Genomic DNA, 20,587 nt, shown 5'->3' on the forward strand with positions numbered 1-20,587 from the left:
AGGTGAACCATGCCGGCAGGCGGAGCGAGACAGGGGATACTTTCACTCACCATCAAGGATAAAAACGCCTTGTATGCCGCCTATATGCAGTTTGTCAAAAACGGTGGCCTTTTTATCCCCACTAGCAAAAAGTACAACCTCGGTGATGAAGTCTTCATGTTGCTGACGCTGATGGACGAGGCGGAGCGCATCCCGGTGGCGGGCAAGATCATCTGGATCACCCCGATCGGCGCCGAGGGCAATCGCGCTTCCGGTATCGGCGTGCAGTTCAGCGACCAGGATGGTGGCGCCGCGCGCAACAAGATCGAGACCATTCTCGCGGGTGCGCTGAAATCGGATCGTCCGACCCATACCCTCTGACCTCTCTCCCTTTCCCCTGACTTAAAGGCCTGCAAGCATGCTGGTGGATTCCCATTGTCATCTGGATCGTGTTGATCTGGTGCCCTACGATAACGACTTCGAACGCTTTATGCAGGCCAGCAAGGCTGCCGGTGTCGAACACATGTTGTGCGTCTCCATCGACCTGGAGTCTTGGCCAGCGATGGTTGCGCTGGTGGAGGCACATACCGAGATCTCGATCTCGGTCGGGGTGCATCCCAACGATCGGGAGCGCAAAGAGCCCTCAGCCGATGAACTGATTGAGCTGGCTGCCCATCCCAAGGTGGTGGCGATCGGTGAGACCGGTCTCGACTATTTTCACGGCAAGGGGGAGCTGGAGTGGCAGCGTCAGCGTTTTCGCACCCATATCCAGGCGGCGAGGCGCTGTGGCAAACCGCTGATCATTCACACCCGGGCGGCCAAGGCCGATACCCTGGCGATTATGGAGGAGGAGGGGGCCGGCGAGGCCGGCGGGGTGATGCACTGTTTCACCGAAGATCAGGCGATGGCAGAGCGCGCCCTGGAGATGGGATTCTATATCTCCTTCTCTGGCATAGTCACTTTCAAGAATGCCGAAGCGCTACGTCAGGTGGCGCAGGCAGTACCCCTCGACAGGCTCTTGATCGAGACCGACTCACCCTATCTGGCTCCGGTGCCTCACCGTGGCAAACCGAACCAGCCGCTCTATGTCGCAAAGGTGGCTGAATGCATCGCCGATTTGCGGGGGCTTTCAGTGGAGGCGCTGGCGGAGCAGACTCGGAAGAACTTCTTCCGCTGTTTTTCTGACGCCCGCTCTGACGCCTGAGGATATCAGCTGTGGCGCGTGTAGAGCGCTTCGAGCTGATCTGAATAGCGCTCGATAATGCGATGGCGGCGCGCCTTGAGGGTTGGCGTTAGCAGGCTATTCTCTACCGTCCATGGCTCATCAATTACGGCTAGACGGCGTATCTGCGCATAACCAGGAAAGCTGCCCAGATGGCTGCTGATACGTTCCAGCAGCCGCTTGTTGAGCGCACCGTCTACTGAGAGGTTTTCGATATCGATCCCCTCATGCTCGCACTGCTTCGGATTGAGTACCACCATGGCGCTCAGATAGGGGCGCCCCTCGCCGATCACCAGCACCTGTTCAAACAGTGGGTCGAGTGCGATGCACATCTCCATATCGGCGGGTGGAACCTTCTCGCCATTGGCTAGCACGATGATCTCTTTGATCCGACCGGTGATGAAGAGGTGGTTCTGCTCGATCTTCACCTTGTCACCGGTGTGCAGCCAGCCATCTGGATCGATGGTTTCGGCAGTGGCTTGCGGATTGTTCCAGTAGCCCAGCATCACCGTCGGGCTGCGCACCTGCAGTTCATCATTCTCACCGATGCGCGCCTCGATTCCCGGCAGGATAAGGCCGACACTATCGGGGATGTTGTCCGCATGGGTGTTCTCCGCAATGATTGGGCTGGTCTCGGTTAAGCCATAACCCTGCAGGATTGGCACCCCCAAGCCGACGAAGGTTCTGGCGATCTCTGCGGTGAGCGGTGCGCCGCCTGATACAGCGATGCGCAGTCGACCGCCGAGTCGTTGCTGCAGTTTCTTTGCCACCAGCCGCTCCAGCAGCGGCCAGCCGAGCAGTCTCGGCGACCAGTGCGCGCGCCCCTGCTGGTAGTTGAAGTTTTGCCAGCCTGTCTGCACGGCTGACTCAAACAACTTGCGTTTGAGCGTCGGCCCCTCATCCAGCGCGCTCATCAGTTTGTTGTAGATCCGTTCAAAGATGCGTGGTACCGCGATCAGCACTGTGGGCCGCAGTTGCTGGAGATCCTCCGCCAGTTCCGGGATGGAACGGGCATAGGCGACCCGAGAGCCGGCGACGATCGGCAGATAGTAGCCGACGGTGCGTTCCAAGGCATGGGAGAGCGGCAGGAAGGAGAGGAACAGGTCGTTGCTGAAGACATCGATCAGCTTGAGCCCGGCCTCGATGTCCCAGAGGATGTTGCGGTGGCTCAGCATTACCCCTTTGGGGCGACCGGTGGTGCCGGAAGTATAGACGATGGTGGCAAGGGCGTTAGTGTCGAGATCAACAGCCTGATACTTGCCGGCAGTGGCGGGCAACCAAGCGTCGAGATGCAGCAGTCGTGGCTGGGGGATCTCTGACTCAACCGTCTGCAGGGTGACGATCCGTGCCAGGCCGGCCAATTGATGCTGGATCTGCTGCAGGCTCTGCCACTGCTCATGATTCTCCAGCAGTAACAGTTTCACCCCAGCATCCTGCAGGATGTAACCGATGTTCTCGGGCCGGTCGTTGGTGTAGATCGGAACGATCACCAGCCCCAGCCCCTGGGCAGCCAGATCATAGATGGACCAGTGTCGGCAATTGCGCAGCATCAGTGCGATGCGATCGCCCGGTTTAAGCTTTTCGCGTTGCAGCGCAGCCTGCCAGCGGGCTACTTCCGCGGCTGTTTCGCGCCAGCTGTATTTGATCCAGCGTTGTTGTTCGCGATCGTATTCGATATAGGCGGTGGCGTCCGGGCTGCGGCGCAGCCGCTGTTGAAAGAGTCTGCCAAGGGTGTCTGCCTGAGCGTAACTGATGTAATCGGTGTTCACGGTTGTTGTAACCCGTTGGTTATTGTCGTTGTTGGAACGTCCGAGTTCCGGTACACCTGCGTTGATTTGGTCGAACCATAACATGCTAAACCCTCCCCAGGTTAGTCCAGCCTGAATCGGGGTGGAATTGCTTGCCGTGGCGGCGTTCCAGCTCTTGAATGCGCTGGCGCATCTGCTGCAGTCCGCCATTTTTGATGTAGTGCATGGGGCCACCGCGGAAGGGAGCAAAACCGGTGCCGAAGATGATCCCCGCATCGAGCAGATCGGCATCCTCCACCACTCCTTCGCGAAAGCAAGCTACTGCCTCGTTTAGCAGGCGGAAGATCAGCCGTTCGGCCAGGTCGTTGGGGGCATGATAGAAGGCATCAAAACGCTGCTTGAGCGGACGTTTTTTCTCCCAGCGATAGAATCCCTCACCACTCTTCAATCCCAGCTTGCTCTCTCTAACCATAAATTCCAGTTGTCCCGGTAGTTTGAACGGGTAGTGGGCGGAGAGCTCCTTCGCCACTGCCAGGCAGATGTCGAGTCCAACCCGATCGGCCAGTTCGATCGGTCCCGCCGGCATGCCGAAGTCTACCGCTGCCTTGTCGATCACCGGCCCAGGGACGCCCTCCTCAAGCAGTTCCATCGCCTCCAGCAGGTAGGGCATCAGGACCCGGTTGACCAGAAAACCGGGATAGCTCTTGACCGGCACCGGCAGCTTACCGATGCGCCTGGCAAAACTGGCGCCGCGGCTGACCTGCTCAGCGGTGGTCTGCTCACCATGCACCACCTCTACCAGTTGCATTCGCGCAACCGGATTGAAAAAGTGCAGTCCGATCAACCGTTCAGGACGGCGCATCGCCACGCCGATAATCTCCAGCGGGATGCTGGAAGTGTTGCTGGCGAGCAGTGCATTGGGGCGCGCCCTGGCCTCTAGTTTACGGAACAGCGACTGTTTCACCCGAGCATCCTCGAACACCGCCTCAATGATTACATCGGCGTGGGCGATGCCATTGCCTTTGGGGTCTGGCATCAGCCGATCCATCGCTGCCTGCACCTCGCGCCGGGATTTGAGCCTCTTGCTGAAGAGTTGGTGGGCGCTGGCCAATGCCCGGCTGAGATACTTCGCCTCCCGATCCTGCAGTGAGACCCTGAGCCCCTTGAGAGCACACCAGGCGGCAATATCCCCACCCATGACTCCGCCACCGATCACATGCAGATGCTGCGGCTTGAAACCGCTGTCGCTGCCAAGGGATTTGAGCCGCTCCTGCAGGAAGAAGACGCGGATCAGGTTTTGTGCAGTCTCGCTGCGCAGCAGTCTGGAGACTCGCTGGGCCTCACCCTCAAACAGCTGTGCACGCTGATCACCGGCGTGCCGCCAGTGGTCAATCAGGGCAAAGGGTGCGGGGTAGTGCGCCTTGCGCACCCGTTTTGCTGTTTGCCGCTCCACCATCCAGGCCAGCGGGAGGCGCAGCGGTCGGCTGTTGAGGATTCGCTGCGATAGCTTTGGACGCTGCTTCGGCGGTGCCTCCTTGAGCAGATGGCGGGCGGTAATCCGTTCCAACCGCTCGGCAGCGATTCGGTCCACCAGGCCGATACGCAGTGCCCGGCGGGCATTGACGTTGCGACCGCTTAGCATCAGTCGGAGCGCATCCAGCGGAGCCAGTGTTTCGAAACTGCGCGCGGTACCGCCGTAACCGGGGAAGATGCCCAGGCGCACCTCGGGAAAACCGAGCCGAGTGGCGGGATCATCCCGTGCGATGCGGTAGTCACAGGCCAGCGCCAGCTCCAGACCGCCACCCAGGCAGAAACCGTGGATCAGCGCCAGGCTTGGGAAGGGCAGCTCTTCCAGTCGCTGCAGGATGGTATGCACCTGTTGCAGATGGGCCTTGATCTGCTCCTCGCTGGAGGGCAGTGCGAACCCCTTCACGTCAGCACCGGCCATGAATCCAGCGGGTTTGTCGGAGAGGATCACCAAGCCTTTGGCAGCAGAGTGTTGCAGGCTCTGCAGCTGGCTGTCGAGCACCTCGAGTGTCTCCAGAGAGAGCAGGTTGACGCTGCTTTCGGCCATGTCGAAGTGGAGCCAGGCGAGCTGCTCTTGGTCCCACTCAATTCGCCAATGTCTATCCATCACACACGCTCCACAAGTATTGCGCCACCCTGTCCGCCGCCGATACAGAGGCTGGCGATGCCGAATTGCCCCCCCTCCTGCTGTAGGCGTTTTAGCAGATGCAGTACTAACCGGGCGCCGCTGGCACCGACCGGATGTCCGATGGCGATGGCGCCGCCGTTGCGATTGAGCCGCTCCTCAGAGATCGGCGCCATTGGCTGTTCGATACCCAGCTCCCGCTGCAGATAGTCGCCATCCTGCCAGGCGGCAAGGCAGGCAAGCACCTGGGCGGCGAACGCCTCGTTGATCTCCCAGGCGTCGATCTGATCACTCTCCAACTGGTTGCGCTGTAGCAGTGGCGCCATCGCGTGCACTGGTCCAAGTCCCATCTGGGCTGGGTCGAGTGCGGCCCAGTGGCTATCGATGAGTCTCCCCATTGGCTGCAGCTGGAAGCGCTCCACTGCGTGTTCCGAGGCGAGCAGCAGTAGCGCCGCACCATCGCTTATCTGGGCACTGTTGCCGGCGCTAACCCGGCCGTAGGGTGGATCAAACACCGCTTTCAGGGTGGCGAGCTTCTCCAGGCTGGAATCGGCGCGCAGGCCATCGTCGTGGTCATAGAGCCGACCCTGGTGATCGAACAGGGGCTCGATCTCGTCGAGACGCGCCTCCTGCATCGCCTGCTGTAGCCGTCGGTGGCTGGCCAGGGCGAAGCGGTCCATCATCTCCCGATCGATGCTGAAACGGGTTGCCAGGTTCTCCGCAGTTTGTCCCATGGAGAGCCCCACTGTGGGGTCGGTGAGGCCGCGCAGCAGGGCAATGATGAACTGAAAGTGGGCAGGCCGCAGCCGGCTCAGCTGCTGGCTACGGGCGATTAGGCCGCGGCTGCGCTGCCACTGGGTGAGCCAGCCGACCATCTTCATGTTCAGCAGCAGCGGCTGGCGGCTCATCGCCTCGCTGCCGCCGGCCAGTATCAGTTCGGCACGACCGCTGGCGATCTCGATCGCGGCGCTATCGACCGCTTGCAGGCCGGAGGCGCAGTTGCGTTGCACGGTCCAGCCCGGTACCTGTTTGCCGCAGTCGAGCCGCAGCGCTAGCAGACGACCGATGTTGGCCTCATCGGGATCGGGCCCGACACAGCCGAGGATTACCTGATCCAGCTGGGCCGGGGAGAGTCTGGCCTGTCGGGCCAGCAGCGGCCGGCCGGCGGCGACTGCCAGATCGCTGGCGCTGAAGGGGCCGGGGGTGCCGCGGGCCTTGAGAAATGGGGTGCGGCTGCCGTCGATGATGTAGACCGGTCGACATGCTGAGTCTCGCTGTTCCATCTGGCTCCTCCAACTCGCTAGTTAGGCAACGCCCCGTTGTGATTCTTCTTGCACCGCCTGTCTGGTCTGGGGTGTCAGTCCATCGAAGGCGTCAACCTGGATCACCTGGTCGATCCACTGTTCGGCCTGGCGCAAGGTTTCAGTTTGAGTGTGGGTTATAATTCCCAATTCTAGTGCACTGTTGAGCTGAGCGGCACGGCTGTCGCCGATGATCTGTCCAGCGCGGCGTGCCTGGCGCAGGGTCTTCTCGATTGGTGCCGCCAGACTGACCGCCTTGAGCGCCAGCTCCAGCCGCCCAGCCGGTTCGCCAGGATCGTTGCTGCTGAAGACATGCGCGGTCAGCCGATCGCGTGGGTTGCCGGGGGTTTGCAGCAGCCGCGCGAGCTGGTCGTCGAGCTGGTCGGAGGCGGCTTTGAATGGCATGCCGCTGGGGAAGATGGCGATCCTTAACAGCCAGGCGAGGGGGCGTAGCGGCAGATTGTGCAGCAGTGCAGAAAAGGCCCGCTGGATACGAATAAGGCTGTCGGCCATGGCCCAACGCAGCAGTGGCAGATCCTCTTGCTGGGAGCCCTCATCGGCAAAGTGTTTCAGCAGTGCGCTGGCGATGTAGAGTTCGCTGAGAATGTCGCCAAGCCGGGCTGAGAGGCGCTCTTTGCGTTTCAATGCCCCGCCCAGCGAGAGCAGGGTCAGATCGGCGGCTAGGGCAAAGCCGCTGCTCATCCACTGCAGATGTTGTAGGCTGCGTCCGGCAAAGCCAGGCAGTGGTGTAGAGGCAAACAGCGCACGGCTCAGACCGAGCCAGAGGCTGCGCGCCAGATTGCCCAATATGAAATGCGCATGGCCAAACAGGGCCTGGTCGAACTGGATCACTGCCTCGCGGGAATCGGCCAGCAGGGCGGCGTTAAGTTCACGCAGCAGATAGGGGTGGGCACGGAGCGCGCCCTGGCCAAAGATGATCATGTTGCGGGTGAGGATGTTTGCCCCCTCCACCGTGATCGCGATCGGGATCGCCTGATAGGGGCGGGCCAGCAGGTTGTTGGGGCCGAGGCAGATGCCGCTGCCGGCCTGGATATCCATCGCCTGGTTGATCACCTCGCGGTAGCGTTCGGTGAGGTGGTATTTGACGATGGCGGTGACCACCGAGGGGTGTTCGCCGCGATCGAGGGCAGCCAGGGTCAGCAGGCGGGCGGCATCCATCTGATAGTTGGCGCCAGCGATCAGGGCTAAGGCCTCTTCTATCCCCTCAAAGCGGCCGATCGGCTGACCAAACTGGCGACGAATCCGGGCATAAGCGCCGGTATAGCGGCAGGCTGCTTTGCTGGCGCCGGTGGCCAGCGCCGGCAGGGAGATGCCGCGGCCTTCCGCCAAGCTTTCCATCAGCATGCGCCAGCCCTGACCGATGCCGTCGCGGCCACCGATTACCCAGTCGAGCGGGATGAACACATCCCGGCCGCTGATGGGGCCATTCTGGAATGGGATATTGAGCGGCAAGTGGCGTTTGCCGATGCTCACTCCAGGGGTCTGGCGCGGGATCAGCGCCAGGGTAATGCCGGGCTCGCTCTCTTCACCCAGCAAATGCGCGGGGTCGTGGAGCTTGAAGGCGAGCCCGATCAGTGTGGCAACCGGGGCCAGGGTGATGTAGCGCTTCTCCCAGTTGAGGCGGATGCCGAGCACCTGCTCGCCTTTGAACTCGCCATACTCCACCACGCCGCTGTCGGGCATCGCCCCGGCATCGCTGCCTGCCTGTGGACCGGTGAGGGCGAAGCAGGGGATCTCTTCACCGCTGGCGAGTTTGAACAGATAGCGCCGCCTCTGCGCATCGCTGCCGTAGTGGAGCAGCAGCTTGGCCGGGCCGAGGGAGTTGGGCACCATCACGGTGACTGCGGCGGTGATGCTGCGGCTGGCAAGCTTCATCACGATGGTGGAATGGGCGAGGGCGGAGAACTCCAGGCCACCATATTTCTTTGGGATAATCAGCCCAAATAGACCGCACTGCTTGATGAAGGCCCAGACCTCCGGCGGCAGATCATAGTCCTGATGGGTGATCTGCCAGTCATCGAGCATCCGGCAGAGTTGCTCGAGCGGGCCGTTGATAAAGGCCTGCTCTTCTGCGCTCAGTTGCGGCGCCGGTTGGCTGAACAGCTTCTGCCAGTCGGGCTGGCCACTGAACAGTTCGCTGTCCCACCCGACGCTGCCCGCCTGCAGCGCCTCCTGTTCGGTTCGGGAGATCGCCGGCATCACTTGGCGGAACCGCTTCAACAGCGGTGTGCTGATCCAGCGACGGCGCTGCTCGGGCAGGGCATAGAGTGATAGGCCGAGGGCATAGGCCAGCCAGAATGGGATCGACCAGAGGGGGGTGAGCAGTCCACCCAGTTGCAGTGCCAGCAGCAGGCTGGGTGGCAACAGCAGCTAGATGGGGGCCGATGCCGCAGCATAGATCAGCCCCCATAGGATGACCCCGATCAGGATGATTCCAACGCCACTCATGACTTAACCTCCCGCAGCGGGGATGATCGCTCAGGCTGATCTTCATCTCCCCCTGTCCGCTCAGGATCTGTTCCGTCCCGCTCATCTGGATGCATCTCGGCAAGCCTCAGTTTGGGGGTGCAGGGATCACAGTGCTCGCGGGCCTGGTTGGAGAACTCGATCTCATTATCATTGTAGAGCACCCTGTCATCGCACCAGGGCAGACGGCGATAGACACCCAGATCATCCAGTCCGAGGAAGGGGTACTTGATGATGTCGAAGTAGGGGGAGTAGTCGAAATCCTTGGGGGTGAAGAGGCGGGGATTGCGCTTGAAAAAGCGGATGCTGCCATCGTCTCCCCGGTCGATGAAAGGCAGGATCGGGAAGTTGACCAGGTTGTAGGCTTCGGCGAGCAGACAGGAGCAGACGGTGCGAGTTGGGCCGCCTACGTTATGTTCAAACAGACTGGAGCGCCAGCGTCTGGGCAGGATGGTCCAGGGAAAGAGGAAGCGGGCTAGGTCGAGCAGTTGCCGTACATCGTAACCGCTGCCGAGGTGTCTGATCACATAGGCGATGATCCGCTGTGCATCGCTCGGTTCGAGGCCGCTGGGGCGGCAGATGCGCAGGTGTTCCATACGGTATTTCGAGATGGGGGCGACGATGGTGCCCTCGCCCAATAGGGCCTCGATGATCAGCTGCTGGTTGGGATCACCTTGGTAGGCATCCTTGACCCGCTTGCGCAGTTTTGGTTCGGCGATGTCGTAGAGGCGGCCAATATAGAGTGCAGAGTGAGTCCATGAACTCTGGGTGATGATCTTGATCACCTCGCTGACCCGACTGCGCCCCTCAAGCAGTAGGATATCGCCGGGACGCAGCTCATAGCAGAGGCGGTTGAAGTCACACAGTGGAGAGTTAGGCGGCGGGCCTTCTTTGACCAGCCACTCGGAAATCTTCCTCGCAAGCCATTGTCCCAACTCTCTCATGGTAAATAACCAAGCAATCTACTCTGTTACTCCAGAGTATAGACACTGGCCGGGGTGGCTAATTCAATTTGGGAAAACCGGTACCTGAGGTGGAAGAGATCGTGTTTCTGGCCCTGTCCCATGTGCCTATATCAAAGGAATTGAGTCCGTAGGAGCGTCCGCTTGCGGCGCGAAGATCAGCGTCGTCGATAATTCGCGCCGCAAGCGGATGCTCCTACGAATTACAGGACTTTACGTGGCGGCTGAGGAAGAGAAGGGTATCAGACCTGGACGGAACGCATCCCGCCACTCCACCAGATGCGGCAGGCGCCCTCGTCGGAGACCATGCAGGGGCCGACCGGGTTGCGCGGGGTGCAGGCGTTGCCGTAGAGGCGGCACTGATTGGGGTATTTTCTCCCAAGCACCACCTGGGCGCAGTCGCAACCCGGCGGCATCTCACCGGCACGTCGGCGCGCAGGTTCTTCATACTCGGGGAAACGCAACCGGGCATCCGCTTCGGCAAAAGCCTCGCGCAGTTTGAAGCCTGAGGCAGGGATGGTTCCTATACCGCGCCAGTTGGCGTCCACCACCTGCATCGATGCATTGAGATGCTGTTTGGCGCTGGGATTACCGCCGGGCCGAACCAGTTCCGGATAGCAGTTGTCGAGAAACTGTTTGCCATCGATCAACTGGCGCAGCACGGAATAGGTCGCTGCCAGCAGGCTCTCCGGGGTGAAGCCCGCTACGGCGGTGGAGATGTGGTGTTTATCCACCACAAATTGCCACTCCTCCGGTCCCATCACGGTGGCGACATGCCCTGGGGCGACCAGGGCATCGAAACCGGGGGTGCCAGAGTCGAGCAGCATCGCCACCGCCGGCCAGGTGAGGCGGCCGGAGAGCAAGATTGAGAGATTTTCCGGGATGCCCTCTACCAGCAGCGAGGCCACCGGCGCAGTGGTGGTCTCGAAGCCGGCGGCAAAAAAGACCACCTGACGATCGGGATTAGCCTGGGCAATCTGCAGTGCCTCCATCGGCGAGGCGATGGGACGGATGTCAGCGCCGGCGGCGTGGGCCTGATCCAGCGAACGGGGTTGATCCTTCGGCACATTCACCGGCACCCGCAGCATGTCGCCAAACGCCACCAGGATGACCGATTCGTTGAGTGCCAGCTGGATTGCCTGGTAGACATCCTCTTCGGGACAGACGCAGACCGGACAACCGGGGCCGGGGATCAGTTCGATGTTTCTCGGCAGCGCAGCGCGCAGCCCGGCCTGGGTGATGGAGCGCTCATGGCCGCCGCAGACGTTCATGATACGCACCCGCTTCGGCAGGGGCAGGGTGCGGATCTGTTCGAGCCACTGTTTGGCAGTGATGGGCATGGTGATGTAAGGATTGCCGACTGCAGGGCTTTGCACCCTCCAGTTGGCGTGATGAATCAGTTGTGGGAGTGCAGTTTCGCCCCTTCCAGTTGGATCTTTGGTGTCAGGGTCTCGCCCAATACCACCCGTTCCAGCTGTTTGTTAGCCTCGCTGTGGAGCCAGTCGAGCCACTCGTCGAGTCCGGAGCCGCTCTTGGCCGAGAGGGTGATGATGGGGACCTCGGTGGCCAGGTTGCGGATCGCGGTTTCGGCACGTTCCGGGCTGAAGTCGTCCAGGTAGCGCAGCAGATCGGCCTTGCTGATCACGATGTTGTCGGCGGTACGGAACAGCACCGGGTATTTGGCTGGTTTGTCGTCGCCCTCGGTGACCGAGAGCAGCGCTACATTGAGGTGCTGGCCCAGGTCGAAACTGGCGGGGCATACTAGGTTGCCGACGTTTTCGATGAAGAGGATGTCGAAGCGGCTCAGGTTCAGATCGTGCAAGGCATTGTGGACCATGTGGGCGTCCAGATGACAAGCAGTGCCAGTGGTGATCTGTACCGCTTCGATACCAAGCCTACGCAGCCGCTCGGCATCGTTTTCGGTCTCCAGGTCGCCCTCGATCACACCGATACGATACTCACCACCCAGGGCCTGCACGGTGGCCTCGAGTAGGCTGGTCTTGCCACTGCCGGGGGAGGACATCAGATTGATAGTGAGTACGCCGTGGCTGTCGAAGTGGTGACGGTTGTGGGCCGCTTGGCGATCGTTTTCGCTGAGCAGATTTTCCAGCACCTCAACCGCATTGCTGCCGTCCTGGGTGTGGGCGTGTTTGCCATCCTCTTCGATCAGGTGACGGTTGCTCTCAGTTACATTGCAGCCACAGGTATCGCACATGGTTATCTCATCCTGTCCTTAAGTTCGGGTTGTTCCAGTCCGCTCCAATCATTGTCCAGCCAGCGGGGACGAAGCTTATTTGCTGTCGGCCCGCTCGAGCTCCAGGCTCGCCAGCAGTAGCTCATCACCGCCGATCAATTGTGTCCGATAGTCGCCGCATGCGCCACATAAAAGTCGGTTGGGAGTGGCATCGCTCTCAGCACCGCAGATAGTGCAGCGGACCCTGACCGGTTGAGTCTGTGTTACCAGTTCTGCCGTCTCTGCGACAGTGCCGGTGCGGGCGATGGTGAAAGCCTGTTGCAGCAGTTCTGGCACCACCCCGGAGAGGGGGCCGATCTGCAGGATGATTCGGGTAACACGCTCGGCAGCTTCACGGGTCGCTATCTCATCGACCTGCCGCATCAGTGCCTGGCAGACTGCAAGTTCATGCATCCTGATCGAGTTTTCTCAACATCTCGTCGTAGATCTCCCAGGCGGAGCGGGCCTCTTGAGGTGTTACTTTCTGAATTGCATAGCCGACGTGGACCACAACAAAGTCGTCAGGCTGCAGGGTCTCGTGCTGTAGCATGAAGAGGCTGACATCGCGCTCGATACCTTTGGCTTCACAGCGGGCGGTGAAGCCGTCGATCGATTTGATCTGCATGGGGATACCGAGGCACATGGCGGATGGTTCGCTCCTGCGATAGATTTATGACGGCCAGGCCGCGTAACGGTTCAATCCCATTCTCGCCAGGAGTCCATGCATGTCAATCGAAAACGTTTTGATCCTGGGGATCGGCAATCTACTGTTCAGCGATGAGGGGGTGGGAGTGCAACTGGTGGAGCGGCTGCGCCGGCAGCTCGGTGAACAGGTCGGGCTGGAGTGTCTGGATGGGGGGACGCTCAGCTTCACCCTGGCGGAGCCGATCGCCAGGGCTGATGGCCTGGTGGTGGTGGATGCTGCCCGTATGCAAGCCGAGCCCGGTGAGATCGGCGTCTTTTGTGGGCTGGAGATGGATCGCTATCTCAGTGGCAACCGCCAAAGTGTGCATGAGGTGAGCCTAGGAGATCTGCTCGATATCTCACGGCTCTCAGAGCAATTGCCAGAGCAGTGCTGCCTGGTGGGTATAGAGCCGGCCTCAATGGAGTGGGGGGAGCGACTGAGTCCACCGGTTGAGGCCGCAGTTGAACCCGCAATTGAGCGGATTCTGACTATACTCAGCAGATGGGAATTCCCCGTTACTGGCAAGGGTATTAGGCATACTCGAGGGGCAGATTAGAAGTTAATCAATTCCTGATCTGCGTCAGTATGAAGGGTGTATTCTGGAGATATGCTTAGGTTGCAAGGTCGCTTTAGGAGTGTACCGTGGCGCAGTTAGGGGGCATCGACGTTCGAGTTGAATCACCTGGAGTGTTGCCGGAAAGTCATGGCAACGTGGTTCCCTTGCTGCATGAAATTCTCCATGCCCTCAACGAATTGCAGCGACAGGGCAGATCCACCACTATCGATCTGAGATCGATCCCCTTCGCTCCCGGTGACCAGCAGCGGCTGCTGGGTACCCTTGGAAAAGGGGAGGTTGAGGCCAGTCTCGACAGCTTGGGTAGCAGCACCATCTACGAGAGCAGCTTTGCCGGGGTCTGGGTCGTCGAGCACAAAAACGCCTCGGGTGAAGTTATCGCCCTGCAGGTCGAGATCACCACCATCCCCGAGATCCTCAAGTCCCAGGCGATGGATATTTCCGATTCCCTAATCCGATTAAGCGAACAGCTGTCTGCTCCGGCCGAGGGGGTGGGGCAGAAGGCGTGACAGAGGGGCGAGTGTGATGGCTGAAATAAAAACACTGGGCGAAAGCCTGCGGCTCAGAGGGGTGTCGCGGCGGGGTTTTCTGAAGTTTTGCACTGCTACAGCCTCGATGATGGCGTTGCCGCCCTCGATGGTGCCGGCGGTTGCTGCGGCCCTGGAGAAGGCCAGACGCCCATCGGTAATCTGGCTCTCCTTCCAGGAGTGCACCGGCTGTACCGAGTCCCTTACCCGCAGCCACGCACCCACCCTGGAAAACCTCATCTTTGACCATATCTCCCTCGACTACCATCACACACTACAGGCCGCGGCAGGTGATGCCGCGGAGGCGGCCCGCGAAGCGGCGATGCACGAGAATGCCGGTAAATACCTGGTAGTCGTCGATGGCTCGATTCCGCTAAAGAACCCTGGTTACTCCACCATTGCCGGTATCAGCAATCTCGATATGTTGCAGGAGACGGTGGCCGGTGCCGCCGCTGTGATAGCCGTGGGTAGTTGCGCCGCCTTTGGTGGTCTGCCGCATGCCGATCCCAACCCGACCGGAGCGGTGGCGGTCTCTGAGATCGTCAAGGACAAACCGGTGATCAACGTCTCAGGCTGTCCGCCGATTCCGGTGGTGATCACCGGTGTGCTGGCGCACTTTCTGACCTTCGGCTCGATCCCGGAGTTGGATGAGCTGGGACGCCCCAAGGTCTTCTATGGCAAGAGCATCCACGACCGTTGCTACCGTCGGCCCTTCTACGATAAGGGATTGTTTGCCGAAACCTTTGACGACGAAGGCGCACGCAAGGGCTGGTGCCTCTACCGCCTCGGCTGCAAGGGTCCGAGCACCTATAACGCCTGCGCCACTGCCAAGTGGAATCAGGGCACCAGCTGGCCGGTGGAGTCGGGACACGGCTGTCTGGGTTGCTCCGAACCCGATTTCTGGGATGGCGGGGGCTTCTATAAGGCACTCTCCATTCCCGACAGCGATATCGCCAGAAATGCCGCCTACTCGGTAGCCGCCGGCCTTGCTGTCGGTGCGGTCGCGGGCGCGCTCAATCGGAGTCAGCAGGCCCAGGCAGTGGCGAAACATGAAACAGTCAGCGTGGATGATCTGGAAAAATCGTCATGAGCACTCAGATCGATTTTCTTCTGTGGGTTAAGGGGCCGGGATTTGATCTGGCTCTGGCGGTGTTTGTCATCGGTGTGGTGGTGCACTTTTTGGAGATCTTTCTCCTTGGAAGAAAACCGGACTTTGCCGAACCGCGTGGCAGTGAGTTTGGTCCGGGCATGCGCACGGTTTTCAGCCGCTCCCTACCGGATCCTGGCAGTTTCAGACGTTCCCCTTTCACGGTGATCGGTGGTTATGCCTGGCATATCGGGTTCCTCATCTGCCTGCTCTTTTTTGTCCCCCACATTGAGCTGATCAAGAGTGTGTTTGGCTTGAAGTGGCCCGGCCTGCCAAATCATCTGGTTGATGCAGTGGCGGTCATCACCATCGTGACACTGATGGCGATGTTGGTGGATCGCCTGACCCACCCGGTAAAACGTTTTCTCAGTGGTACCGAGGATTATCTGATCTGGCTGTTGACCTTTCTGCCGATGCTGACAGGCTACTTGGCCTTCCACCGGTTGATTGATCCCTACCCGTTGGTGCTGGGGCTGCACATTCTGAGTGTGGAGCTGCTGATGGTGGTGTTTCCCTTTACCAAGCTGATGCACGTATTCACCATCCTGTTTGCCCGTTGGTACAACGGCGCCATGGCCGGCCGCAGGGGGGTGAAGTCATGAGCAAGGCAACCCTAGAACGGGGGCTCAACGCCTTTCGTGAGCAGATGGATGCACCGACTGCAGTCTTCTTCAGCAGCTGCGTCAGTTGCGGCATGTGTGCTGATGCCTGCCTCTTCTACACCGAGACAGGCGATCCGCGCTATACGCCTATCCACAAGCTGGAGCCATTCCGCCTCATCTGGGAGCAGGAGTTCACACTCTGGGGGCGCATCAAGAGCACCATCGGCCTTGGTAAAAAAGTGGACGATGCGATGCTCGAGGCGTGGGAGCCGCTGATCTACGACAGTTGCACACTCTGCGGGCGCTGTTCCATGGTCTGCCCGGTTGGCAACGACATCGCCTACATGATCCGCCGCGCTCGCGAGGGTTTTGTCGCCTCCGGCAACGCCCCGGAGGGGATGAGAGATGCCAGCACCCGCGCGGTGAAGATCGGTAGCCCGATGGGGGTGAAGTTTCCGGCGCTGGCGGCACAGATTCGCCATATCGAAGCCGATACCGGTCTGAGCATCCCGGTGGATGTGGAGGGGGCTGATTACATGGCGCTGCTCTCTTCCATGGAGATCATGAACTTCCCTGAGTATATCGAGGCACTGGCGAAGATCTTCAAGCAGGTGGATCTGAGCTGGACCCTCTGCTCCGAGGCCTTCGAGGCGACCAACTCTGGTATCCAGATCGGTTCCAGCGACATCGCCCGGGAACTGGTCTCCCGGGTCGTAGCCGGTGCTGAGAAGCTCAAAGTGAAATATGTGATCAGCCCCGAGTGCGGCCACGCCTACACCGCGATCCGCTGGGAGGGACCCAATCTGATCGGCCGCTCCTATCCCTTCAAGGTGGTGCATATCCTTGAACTGTTGGATGAATTGCGTGCCAGTGGTCGGCTGAAGACTGAAGGGATGGAGTCAGCGCGTATGACCTTCCACGATCCTTGTCAGATCGTGCGAAAAGGGGGGGTGCTGGAGCAGCCGCGCAACCTGCTCAATCAGGTCGCCGCCAACTTCGTCGAGATGCATGATAACCGAGAGATGAACTGGTGTTGTGGCGGTGGCGGCGGTGTCAGCGCCAATGAGCGGGCGGATGCCTTGCGTCTCAAAGTGTTTCAGAGAAAGAAGAGCCAGCTCGATGAGCTGCAGGTGGATCGGCTGGTTACCGCCTGCGCCAACTGCCGCCTGATGCTGGAAGATGGTATCGAGGAGTACAACATGGAGCTGCCGGTGGTCGGTCTGACTGAGATGCTGGCGGATCACCTGGTCGAGGATAAGTAGGTCAGGCGACAGTCTGAACTGTGTGTGGAAACCGCACCAGCAGGAGATGAAAAAAATGGCTGAAAGAATCGTCGTTGATCCCATAACCCGCATCGAGGGTCACCTGCGTATCGAGGCGCAGATGGAGGGCGATCAGATCGCCAGCGCCTACTCCTCCGGCACCATGGTGCGCGGCATCGAGTTGATCCTGCGTGGGCGTGATCCGCGCGACGCCTGGGCCTATGCACAGCGCATCTGCGGCGTTTGCACCCTGGTGCATGGCATCGCCTCGGTACGCGCGGTGGAGAATGCACTGAACTACCCGATCCCGCCCAACGCCCAGTTGATCCGCAATTTGATGATCGGTGCCCAATACATCCACGATCATGTGATGCACTTCTACCACCTACATGCGCTCGACTGGGTGGACGTGGTTTCCGCGCTCTCCGCTGACCCGGCGAAGACCTCGGAGCTGGCGCAGTCGTTGAGCAACTGGCCGAAGGCATCCCCCGGCTACTTCGCAGATATGCGGAAGAAGCTGAAGGGGTTTGTCGAAGCCGGCCAGCTCGGCATCTTCGCCAAGGCCTACTGGGGCCACTCCGCCTACAAGCTGCCGCCGGAGGCCAATCTGATGGCGGTGGCTCACTATCTGGAGGCGCTCTCCTGGCAGCGTGACGTGGTGCAACTGCACACCATCTTCGGTGGCAAGAATCCGCACCCCAACTTCCTGGTCGGTGGCACCGCTTCACCCATCGATCTCAACTCCGATTCAGCCATCAACATGAAGAAGTTGGCCCAGGTGCAGAATGTGATCGACAAGATGCGCAGCTTCGTCGATCAGGTCTATCTGCCCGACACTCTGGCTATCGCCGGCTTCTACAAGGAGTGGGGCGAGCGTGGTGAGGGCCTCGGCAACTTTCTCTGCTACGGTGATCTGCCGGGCACCAGCATGGACGATCCCGACAGCTACTTCTTCCCCGCTGGGGTGATCCTCGATCGGGATATCTCCACCGTGCATCCGCTCGACATGAACAACTCAGATGAGATCCAGGAGTTTGTGGCCCACTCCTGGTACGACTACAGCGATGGCAAGGAGCAGCCCAAGCACCCTTACGACGGCGAGACTAATCTCAACTACACAGGCCCCAAGCCGCCCTACAAACAACTCGATGTGGAGCAGGCCTACTCCTGGATGAAAGCGCCGCGCTGGAAGGGCAAACCGATGGAGGTGGGGCCGCTGGCGCGGGTGCTTATGCTCTATGCCAAGGGCCACGAGCAGACTCAAGAGTTGGTCAATATGACCCTGAAAACCCTGGACCTGCCGGTGCGTGCGCTCTTCTCCACCCTTGGTCGCACCGCTGCCCGGACCCTGGAGACCAAGATACTGGCCGATGCCATGCAGGGCTGGTACGACCAGCTGATCGCCAACATCAAGGCTGGTGATACCAAAACTTTTAACGAGGCTCTGTGGGATCCCTCCACCTGGCCAAACCAGTGTAAGGGGGTTGGTTTCATGGAGGCGCCGCGTGGTGCCCTCGGCCACTGGGTGGTGATCGAAAATGGCAAGATCAGCAACTACCAGGCGGTGGTTCCCAGCACCTGGAATGCCGGACCGCGGGATGCGCAAGATCAGGCTGGTGCCTATGAGGCGGCGCTACAGGATAACCATCAACTAGCCGATGCCAAACAGCCGGTGGAGATCCTGCGCACCATCCATAGCTTCGATCCCTGTATCGCCTGCGCGGTGCATCTTTCCGATGAGGATGGTGAAGAGCTGCTACAGCTCAAAGTCACCTGAGCGGACTGGCTGGGCGCGTGGACCTGCAAGTTGCAGGGCGGGTTAAAATGGGATGATTGACACGGAATATTGCTGATCCAGCTCTTAGCTTTGCGGCCAATTGTACCTAAAATGGCGGATCAGGCTGAGGGAACGCCTCTAGCAGAGATATCCCAGCAGGAAGGCTGAAGATGAGACCAACCACATTTATCGCATCCTTGTCCCTAATCCTCTCTTCGTCCTCTTGGGCGTTCGATTATAGCGAACAGATCAAAGGGCTCAGCTGTGATCAAGACAAGACCTGCATTTATAAACGTCCTACGCATGACGGCCAGACTGGCAACAAGGGTGTTGAATTCCCGTCTGGGTTTATCGAGGATTGCGCCCGGTTTATCAGTTCTTTTGAGAAACCGGCAGCAGCTGAGTCGTCTCACGAAATCAAACAGCCCGAGCAACAGCAAGAGGATACGTCAGATAATAGTGATGACAGCAACCTGGTCATATCCGTTAAATACAAAAAACGGGATGAGCCTGAGTTTGTCTTGTCCCGGGAGCTTGGAAATGCTTATGGCAGGGCAGGCATGTTTCTCACCCTGACCGGAACAATGGTGGGTGGTGATGCTGGTGAAACCCAGATAGGGTGCGAATGGACGATCCGTCAGTACGACTAGCCTGTTTTGCCAGAAAAGTCAGCCGTTACCCCTTCCCTTTATGGGTTAACAGGCCCTAGCGACCGGACTGTTGCTGTTTCCAGCGGGCAGCTTTTTCCAATGCGAGCTGCTGCATATCCGCTACCTGATCCACTTCATCCATGATCTCCCGCCCAAGTAGCGTTTCAATGGTGTCTTCGAGGGTGACGATGCCGGAAAACTGACGATATTCGTCATGCACCAGAAAGAGGTGCTCCCGGCGCTTGATGAACAGGTCGAGCAGATAGTAAACGGGCATCTCCCTCGGCACCTGGTGTAGCGCTGTCATCAGGCTGCGCAAGGGGGCATGAGTCTGATCTTCGAGAGAGGTGGCCTTCAGGATATCTCGTGCGAAGACCATGCCGATGATTGAGTCCGGATCTTTCTCGTAAACGGGGATTCGAGAATAGATGAAGACCTCGGGCTTTTCCAGTGCGGATTCGATGTTGCGGTCGGCGTCGAGGCGGAATACCACGCTGCGGGGTGTCAGGATATCCTTAACCGCAACTTGCTTGAGAGAGAGTAGGTTCTCGATCAGCTGACTCTCATGTTCTTCCAGAATCCCGCTCTGCTCACCGATCTCAGCCATCGCTGAGATCTCTTCCCGGGTCAGGCCGTTACTCTCTGGTTTCTGAATACGCTGGGTAATCTGGCCCGACAACCACAACAGCGGGGCCATCGCCTTGATGAGAAACGCGATGATATAGGTGGTGGGCTTCGCCAGTTCTCTCCAATAGGTTGCACCGATGGTTTTTGGGATGATCTCGGAGAGGTAGAGGATCAGCAGTGTGAGGATAACAGCGATCAGGCTTTGCCACTGGATACCGAAGATTTGGGCTGCTTCGGCACCGACACCGGCAGCCCCCATGGTGTGGGCGATGGTGTTGAGGGTCAGGATGGATGAGATGGCGTTATCGATATTGCTTTTAAGCCTCAGCAGAGGTTTTTTATGCGGAGTACTGTCGTCCAGTGAACCGATGTAGCTGGGTGTGATTGAAAGCAGAACCGCTTCAAGAATGGAGCATAGGAAGGAGACGAAGAGGGCCAGAAAGAGATAGAAGAACAGTAGTGCCATTTATCCGTACAACAGGCTCTGTGGTCTTCCGAGCATAGCATAGAGGCATGCGTTATAAGTCAGTGAGAGCCTATCTGTTCTCATGTAAACGATGGCAATCTTAGATAGGTTCGGCGTGTTGCATAGCTTTTGTTGACTTTGGGCAGCTGAATCCTGCCCCGGCATTGCGCTGGATAACCTTGAAGA

General features: G+C 59.5%; 19 protein-coding genes. 9 read left to right on the top strand and 10 right to left on the bottom strand.

The window, feature by feature from the left end:
• The first annotated feature begins 9 nt into the window (after positions 1-9).
• Positions 10-360 (top strand): PilZ domain-containing protein, encoded by a 351-nt coding sequence (locus tag L0Y14_RS07360; protein ID WP_005960723.1) that lies wholly within the window; start codon positions 10-12, stop codon positions 358-360.
• Positions 361-397: 37 nt separating this feature from the next.
• Positions 398-1,183, top strand: coding sequence for a TatD family hydrolase (locus L0Y14_RS07365; RefSeq protein ID WP_006475461.1), 786 nt, complete (start codon positions 398-400; stop codon positions 1,181-1,183).
• A 5-nt stretch (positions 1,184-1,188) separates the two neighbouring features.
• On the opposite strand, the gene L0Y14_RS07370 is transcribed toward L0Y14_RS07365, so the two are convergent.
• From L0Y14_RS07370 to L0Y14_RS07410, 9 genes are all read right to left on the bottom strand, one after another.
• Positions 1,189-3,054 carry an AMP-dependent synthetase/ligase gene (locus L0Y14_RS07370; protein ID WP_083825176.1) on the bottom strand — a complete coding sequence of 622 codons (1,866 nt, stop codon included), beginning with the start codon at positions 3,052-3,054 and terminating at the stop codon, positions 1,189-1,191.
• A 1-nt stretch (position 3,055) separates the two neighbouring features.
• Complete coding sequence (locus L0Y14_RS07375) at positions 3,056-5,083, bottom strand: 3-hydroxyacyl-CoA dehydrogenase NAD-binding domain-containing protein (RefSeq protein WP_251859292.1); 2,028 nt, start codon at positions 5,081-5,083, stop codon at positions 3,056-3,058.
• A complete protein-coding gene (locus tag L0Y14_RS07380; protein ID WP_006475465.1) occupies positions 5,083-6,384 on the bottom strand; it encodes an acetyl-CoA C-acetyltransferase in 1,302 nt (433 codons plus the stop codon). The genes L0Y14_RS07375 and L0Y14_RS07380 overlap by 1 nt, the downstream gene beginning before the upstream one ends.
• A 21-nt stretch (positions 6,385-6,405) precedes the next feature.
• A complete protein-coding gene (locus L0Y14_RS07385) occupies positions 6,406-8,787 on the bottom strand; it encodes an acyl-CoA dehydrogenase (protein WP_006475466.1) in 2,382 nt (793 codons plus the stop codon).
• Between the two features lie 80 nt (positions 8,788-8,867).
• On the bottom strand, positions 8,868-9,833 hold the full coding sequence (locus L0Y14_RS07390) for a YiiX/YebB-like N1pC/P60 family cysteine hydrolase (protein ID WP_006475467.1): 966 nt from the start codon (positions 9,831-9,833) through the stop codon (positions 8,868-8,870).
• A gap of 260 nt (positions 9,834-10,093) precedes the next feature.
• Positions 10,094-11,227, bottom strand: a complete 1,134-nt coding sequence (gene hypD / locus L0Y14_RS07395) for a hydrogenase formation protein HypD (RefSeq protein ID WP_305790628.1) — start codon at positions 11,225-11,227, stop codon at positions 10,094-10,096.
• 20 nt (positions 11,228-11,247) lie between these two features.
• Positions 11,248-12,066: a hydrogenase nickel incorporation protein HypB gene (hypB, locus tag L0Y14_RS07400; RefSeq protein ID WP_006475469.1), complete on the bottom strand. Its 819-nt coding sequence runs from the start codon at positions 12,064-12,066 to the stop codon at positions 11,248-11,250.
• Between the two features lie 75 nt (positions 12,067-12,141).
• Positions 12,142-12,498 carry a hydrogenase maturation nickel metallochaperone HypA/HybF gene (locus L0Y14_RS07405; protein ID WP_005960734.1) on the bottom strand — a complete coding sequence of 119 codons (357 nt, stop codon included), beginning with the start codon at positions 12,496-12,498 and terminating at the stop codon, positions 12,142-12,144.
• Entirely contained in the window at positions 12,491-12,727 is a 237-nt protein-coding gene (locus tag L0Y14_RS07410; protein WP_005960735.1) for a HypC/HybG/HupF family hydrogenase formation chaperone, read from the bottom strand. The genes L0Y14_RS07405 and L0Y14_RS07410 overlap by 8 nt, the downstream gene beginning before the upstream one ends.
• A gap of 82 nt (positions 12,728-12,809) precedes the next feature.
• Between L0Y14_RS07410 and L0Y14_RS07415 the strand changes: the two genes are divergently transcribed.
• From L0Y14_RS07415 to L0Y14_RS07445, 7 genes are all read left to right on the top strand, one after another.
• Positions 12,810-13,325 carry a HyaD/HybD family hydrogenase maturation endopeptidase gene (locus L0Y14_RS07415; RefSeq protein WP_005960736.1) on the top strand — a complete coding sequence of 172 codons (516 nt, stop codon included), beginning with the start codon at positions 12,810-12,812 and terminating at the stop codon, positions 13,323-13,325.
• An 86-nt stretch (positions 13,326-13,411) separates the two neighbouring features.
• On the top strand, positions 13,412-13,852 hold the full coding sequence (locus tag L0Y14_RS07420) for a hydrogenase expression/formation C-terminal domain-containing protein (protein WP_005960737.1): 441 nt from the start codon (positions 13,412-13,414) through the stop codon (positions 13,850-13,852).
• A 16-nt stretch (positions 13,853-13,868) separates the two neighbouring features.
• The gene (locus L0Y14_RS07425) at positions 13,869-14,960 is read left to right on the top strand and encodes a hydrogenase small subunit (RefSeq protein ID WP_006475471.1); all 1,092 of its coding nucleotides are present in this window, start codon (positions 13,869-13,871) and stop codon (positions 14,958-14,960) included.
• Positions 14,957-15,619 (top strand): hypothetical protein, encoded by a 663-nt coding sequence (locus L0Y14_RS07430; protein WP_005960739.1) that lies wholly within the window; start codon positions 14,957-14,959, stop codon positions 15,617-15,619. The genes L0Y14_RS07425 and L0Y14_RS07430 overlap by 4 nt, the downstream gene beginning before the upstream one ends.
• The gene (locus L0Y14_RS07435; RefSeq protein WP_006475472.1) at positions 15,616-16,881 is read left to right on the top strand and encodes a (Fe-S)-binding protein; all 1,266 of its coding nucleotides are present in this window, start codon (positions 15,616-15,618) and stop codon (positions 16,879-16,881) included. The genes L0Y14_RS07430 and L0Y14_RS07435 overlap by 4 nt, the downstream gene beginning before the upstream one ends.
• A gap of 55 nt (positions 16,882-16,936) precedes the next feature.
• On the top strand, positions 16,937-18,658 hold the full coding sequence (locus tag L0Y14_RS07440) for a nickel-dependent hydrogenase large subunit (protein WP_040819914.1): 1,722 nt from the start codon (positions 16,937-16,939) through the stop codon (positions 18,656-18,658).
• 170 nt (positions 18,659-18,828) lie between these two features.
• Positions 18,829-19,308: a hypothetical protein gene (locus tag L0Y14_RS07445; protein WP_010086938.1), complete on the top strand. Its 480-nt coding sequence runs from the start codon at positions 18,829-18,831 to the stop codon at positions 19,306-19,308.
• A 55-nt stretch (positions 19,309-19,363) separates the two neighbouring features.
• On the opposite strand, the gene L0Y14_RS07450 is transcribed toward L0Y14_RS07445, so the two are convergent.
• On the bottom strand, positions 19,364-20,401 hold the full coding sequence (locus L0Y14_RS07450; RefSeq protein ID WP_005960742.1) for a CNNM domain-containing protein: 1,038 nt from the start codon (positions 20,399-20,401) through the stop codon (positions 19,364-19,366).
• Between the last annotated feature and the right edge of the window lie 186 nt (positions 20,402-20,587).

The sequence above is a fragment of the Candidatus Endoriftia persephonae genome, assembly GCF_023733635.1.
Classification (GTDB): domain Bacteria; phylum Pseudomonadota; class Gammaproteobacteria; order Chromatiales; family Chromatiaceae; genus Endoriftia; species Endoriftia persephonae.

What these genes read in the sequence shown, in the direction of transcription:
- L0Y14_RS07360 (WP_005960723.1), top strand. Translation starts at nt 10, where the DNA reads ATGCCGGCAGGCGGAGCGAGACAGGGGATACTTTCACTCACCATCAAG.
- L0Y14_RS07365 (WP_006475461.1), top strand. Translation starts at nt 398, where the DNA reads ATGCTGGTGGATTCCCATTGTCATCTGGATCGTGTTGATCTGGTGCCC.
- L0Y14_RS07370 (WP_083825176.1), bottom strand. Translation starts at nt 3,054, where the DNA reads ATGTTATGGTTCGACCAAATCAACGCAGGTGTACCGGAACTCGGACGT.
- L0Y14_RS07375 (WP_251859292.1), bottom strand. Translation starts at nt 5,083, where the DNA reads ATGGATAGACATTGGCGAATTGAGTGGGACCAAGAGCAGCTCGCCTGG.
- L0Y14_RS07380 (WP_006475465.1), bottom strand. Translation starts at nt 6,384, where the DNA reads ATGGAACAGCGAGACTCAGCATGTCGACCGGTCTACATCATCGACGGC.
- L0Y14_RS07390 (WP_006475467.1), bottom strand. Translation starts at nt 9,833, where the DNA reads ATGAGAGAGTTGGGACAATGGCTTGCGAGGAAGATTTCCGAGTGGCTG.
- hypB (WP_006475469.1), bottom strand. Translation starts at nt 12,066, where the DNA reads ATGTGCGATACCTGTGGCTGCAATGTAACTGAGAGCAACCGTCACCTG.
- L0Y14_RS07405 (WP_005960734.1), bottom strand. Translation starts at nt 12,498, where the DNA reads ATGCATGAACTTGCAGTCTGCCAGGCACTGATGCGGCAGGTCGATGAG.
- L0Y14_RS07410 (WP_005960735.1), bottom strand. Translation starts at nt 12,727, where the DNA reads ATGTGCCTCGGTATCCCCATGCAGATCAAATCGATCGACGGCTTCACC.
- L0Y14_RS07415 (WP_005960736.1), top strand. Translation starts at nt 12,810, where the DNA reads ATGTCAATCGAAAACGTTTTGATCCTGGGGATCGGCAATCTACTGTTC.
- L0Y14_RS07425 (WP_006475471.1), top strand. Translation starts at nt 13,869, where the DNA reads ATGGCTGAAATAAAAACACTGGGCGAAAGCCTGCGGCTCAGAGGGGTG.
- L0Y14_RS07430 (WP_005960739.1), top strand. Translation starts at nt 14,957, where the DNA reads ATGAGCACTCAGATCGATTTTCTTCTGTGGGTTAAGGGGCCGGGATTT.
- L0Y14_RS07435 (WP_006475472.1), top strand. Translation starts at nt 15,616, where the DNA reads ATGAGCAAGGCAACCCTAGAACGGGGGCTCAACGCCTTTCGTGAGCAG.
- L0Y14_RS07440 (WP_040819914.1), top strand. Translation starts at nt 16,937, where the DNA reads ATGGCTGAAAGAATCGTCGTTGATCCCATAACCCGCATCGAGGGTCAC.
- L0Y14_RS07445 (WP_010086938.1), top strand. Translation starts at nt 18,829, where the DNA reads ATGAGACCAACCACATTTATCGCATCCTTGTCCCTAATCCTCTCTTCG.
- L0Y14_RS07450 (WP_005960742.1), bottom strand. Translation starts at nt 20,401, where the DNA reads ATGGCACTACTGTTCTTCTATCTCTTTCTGGCCCTCTTCGTCTCCTTC.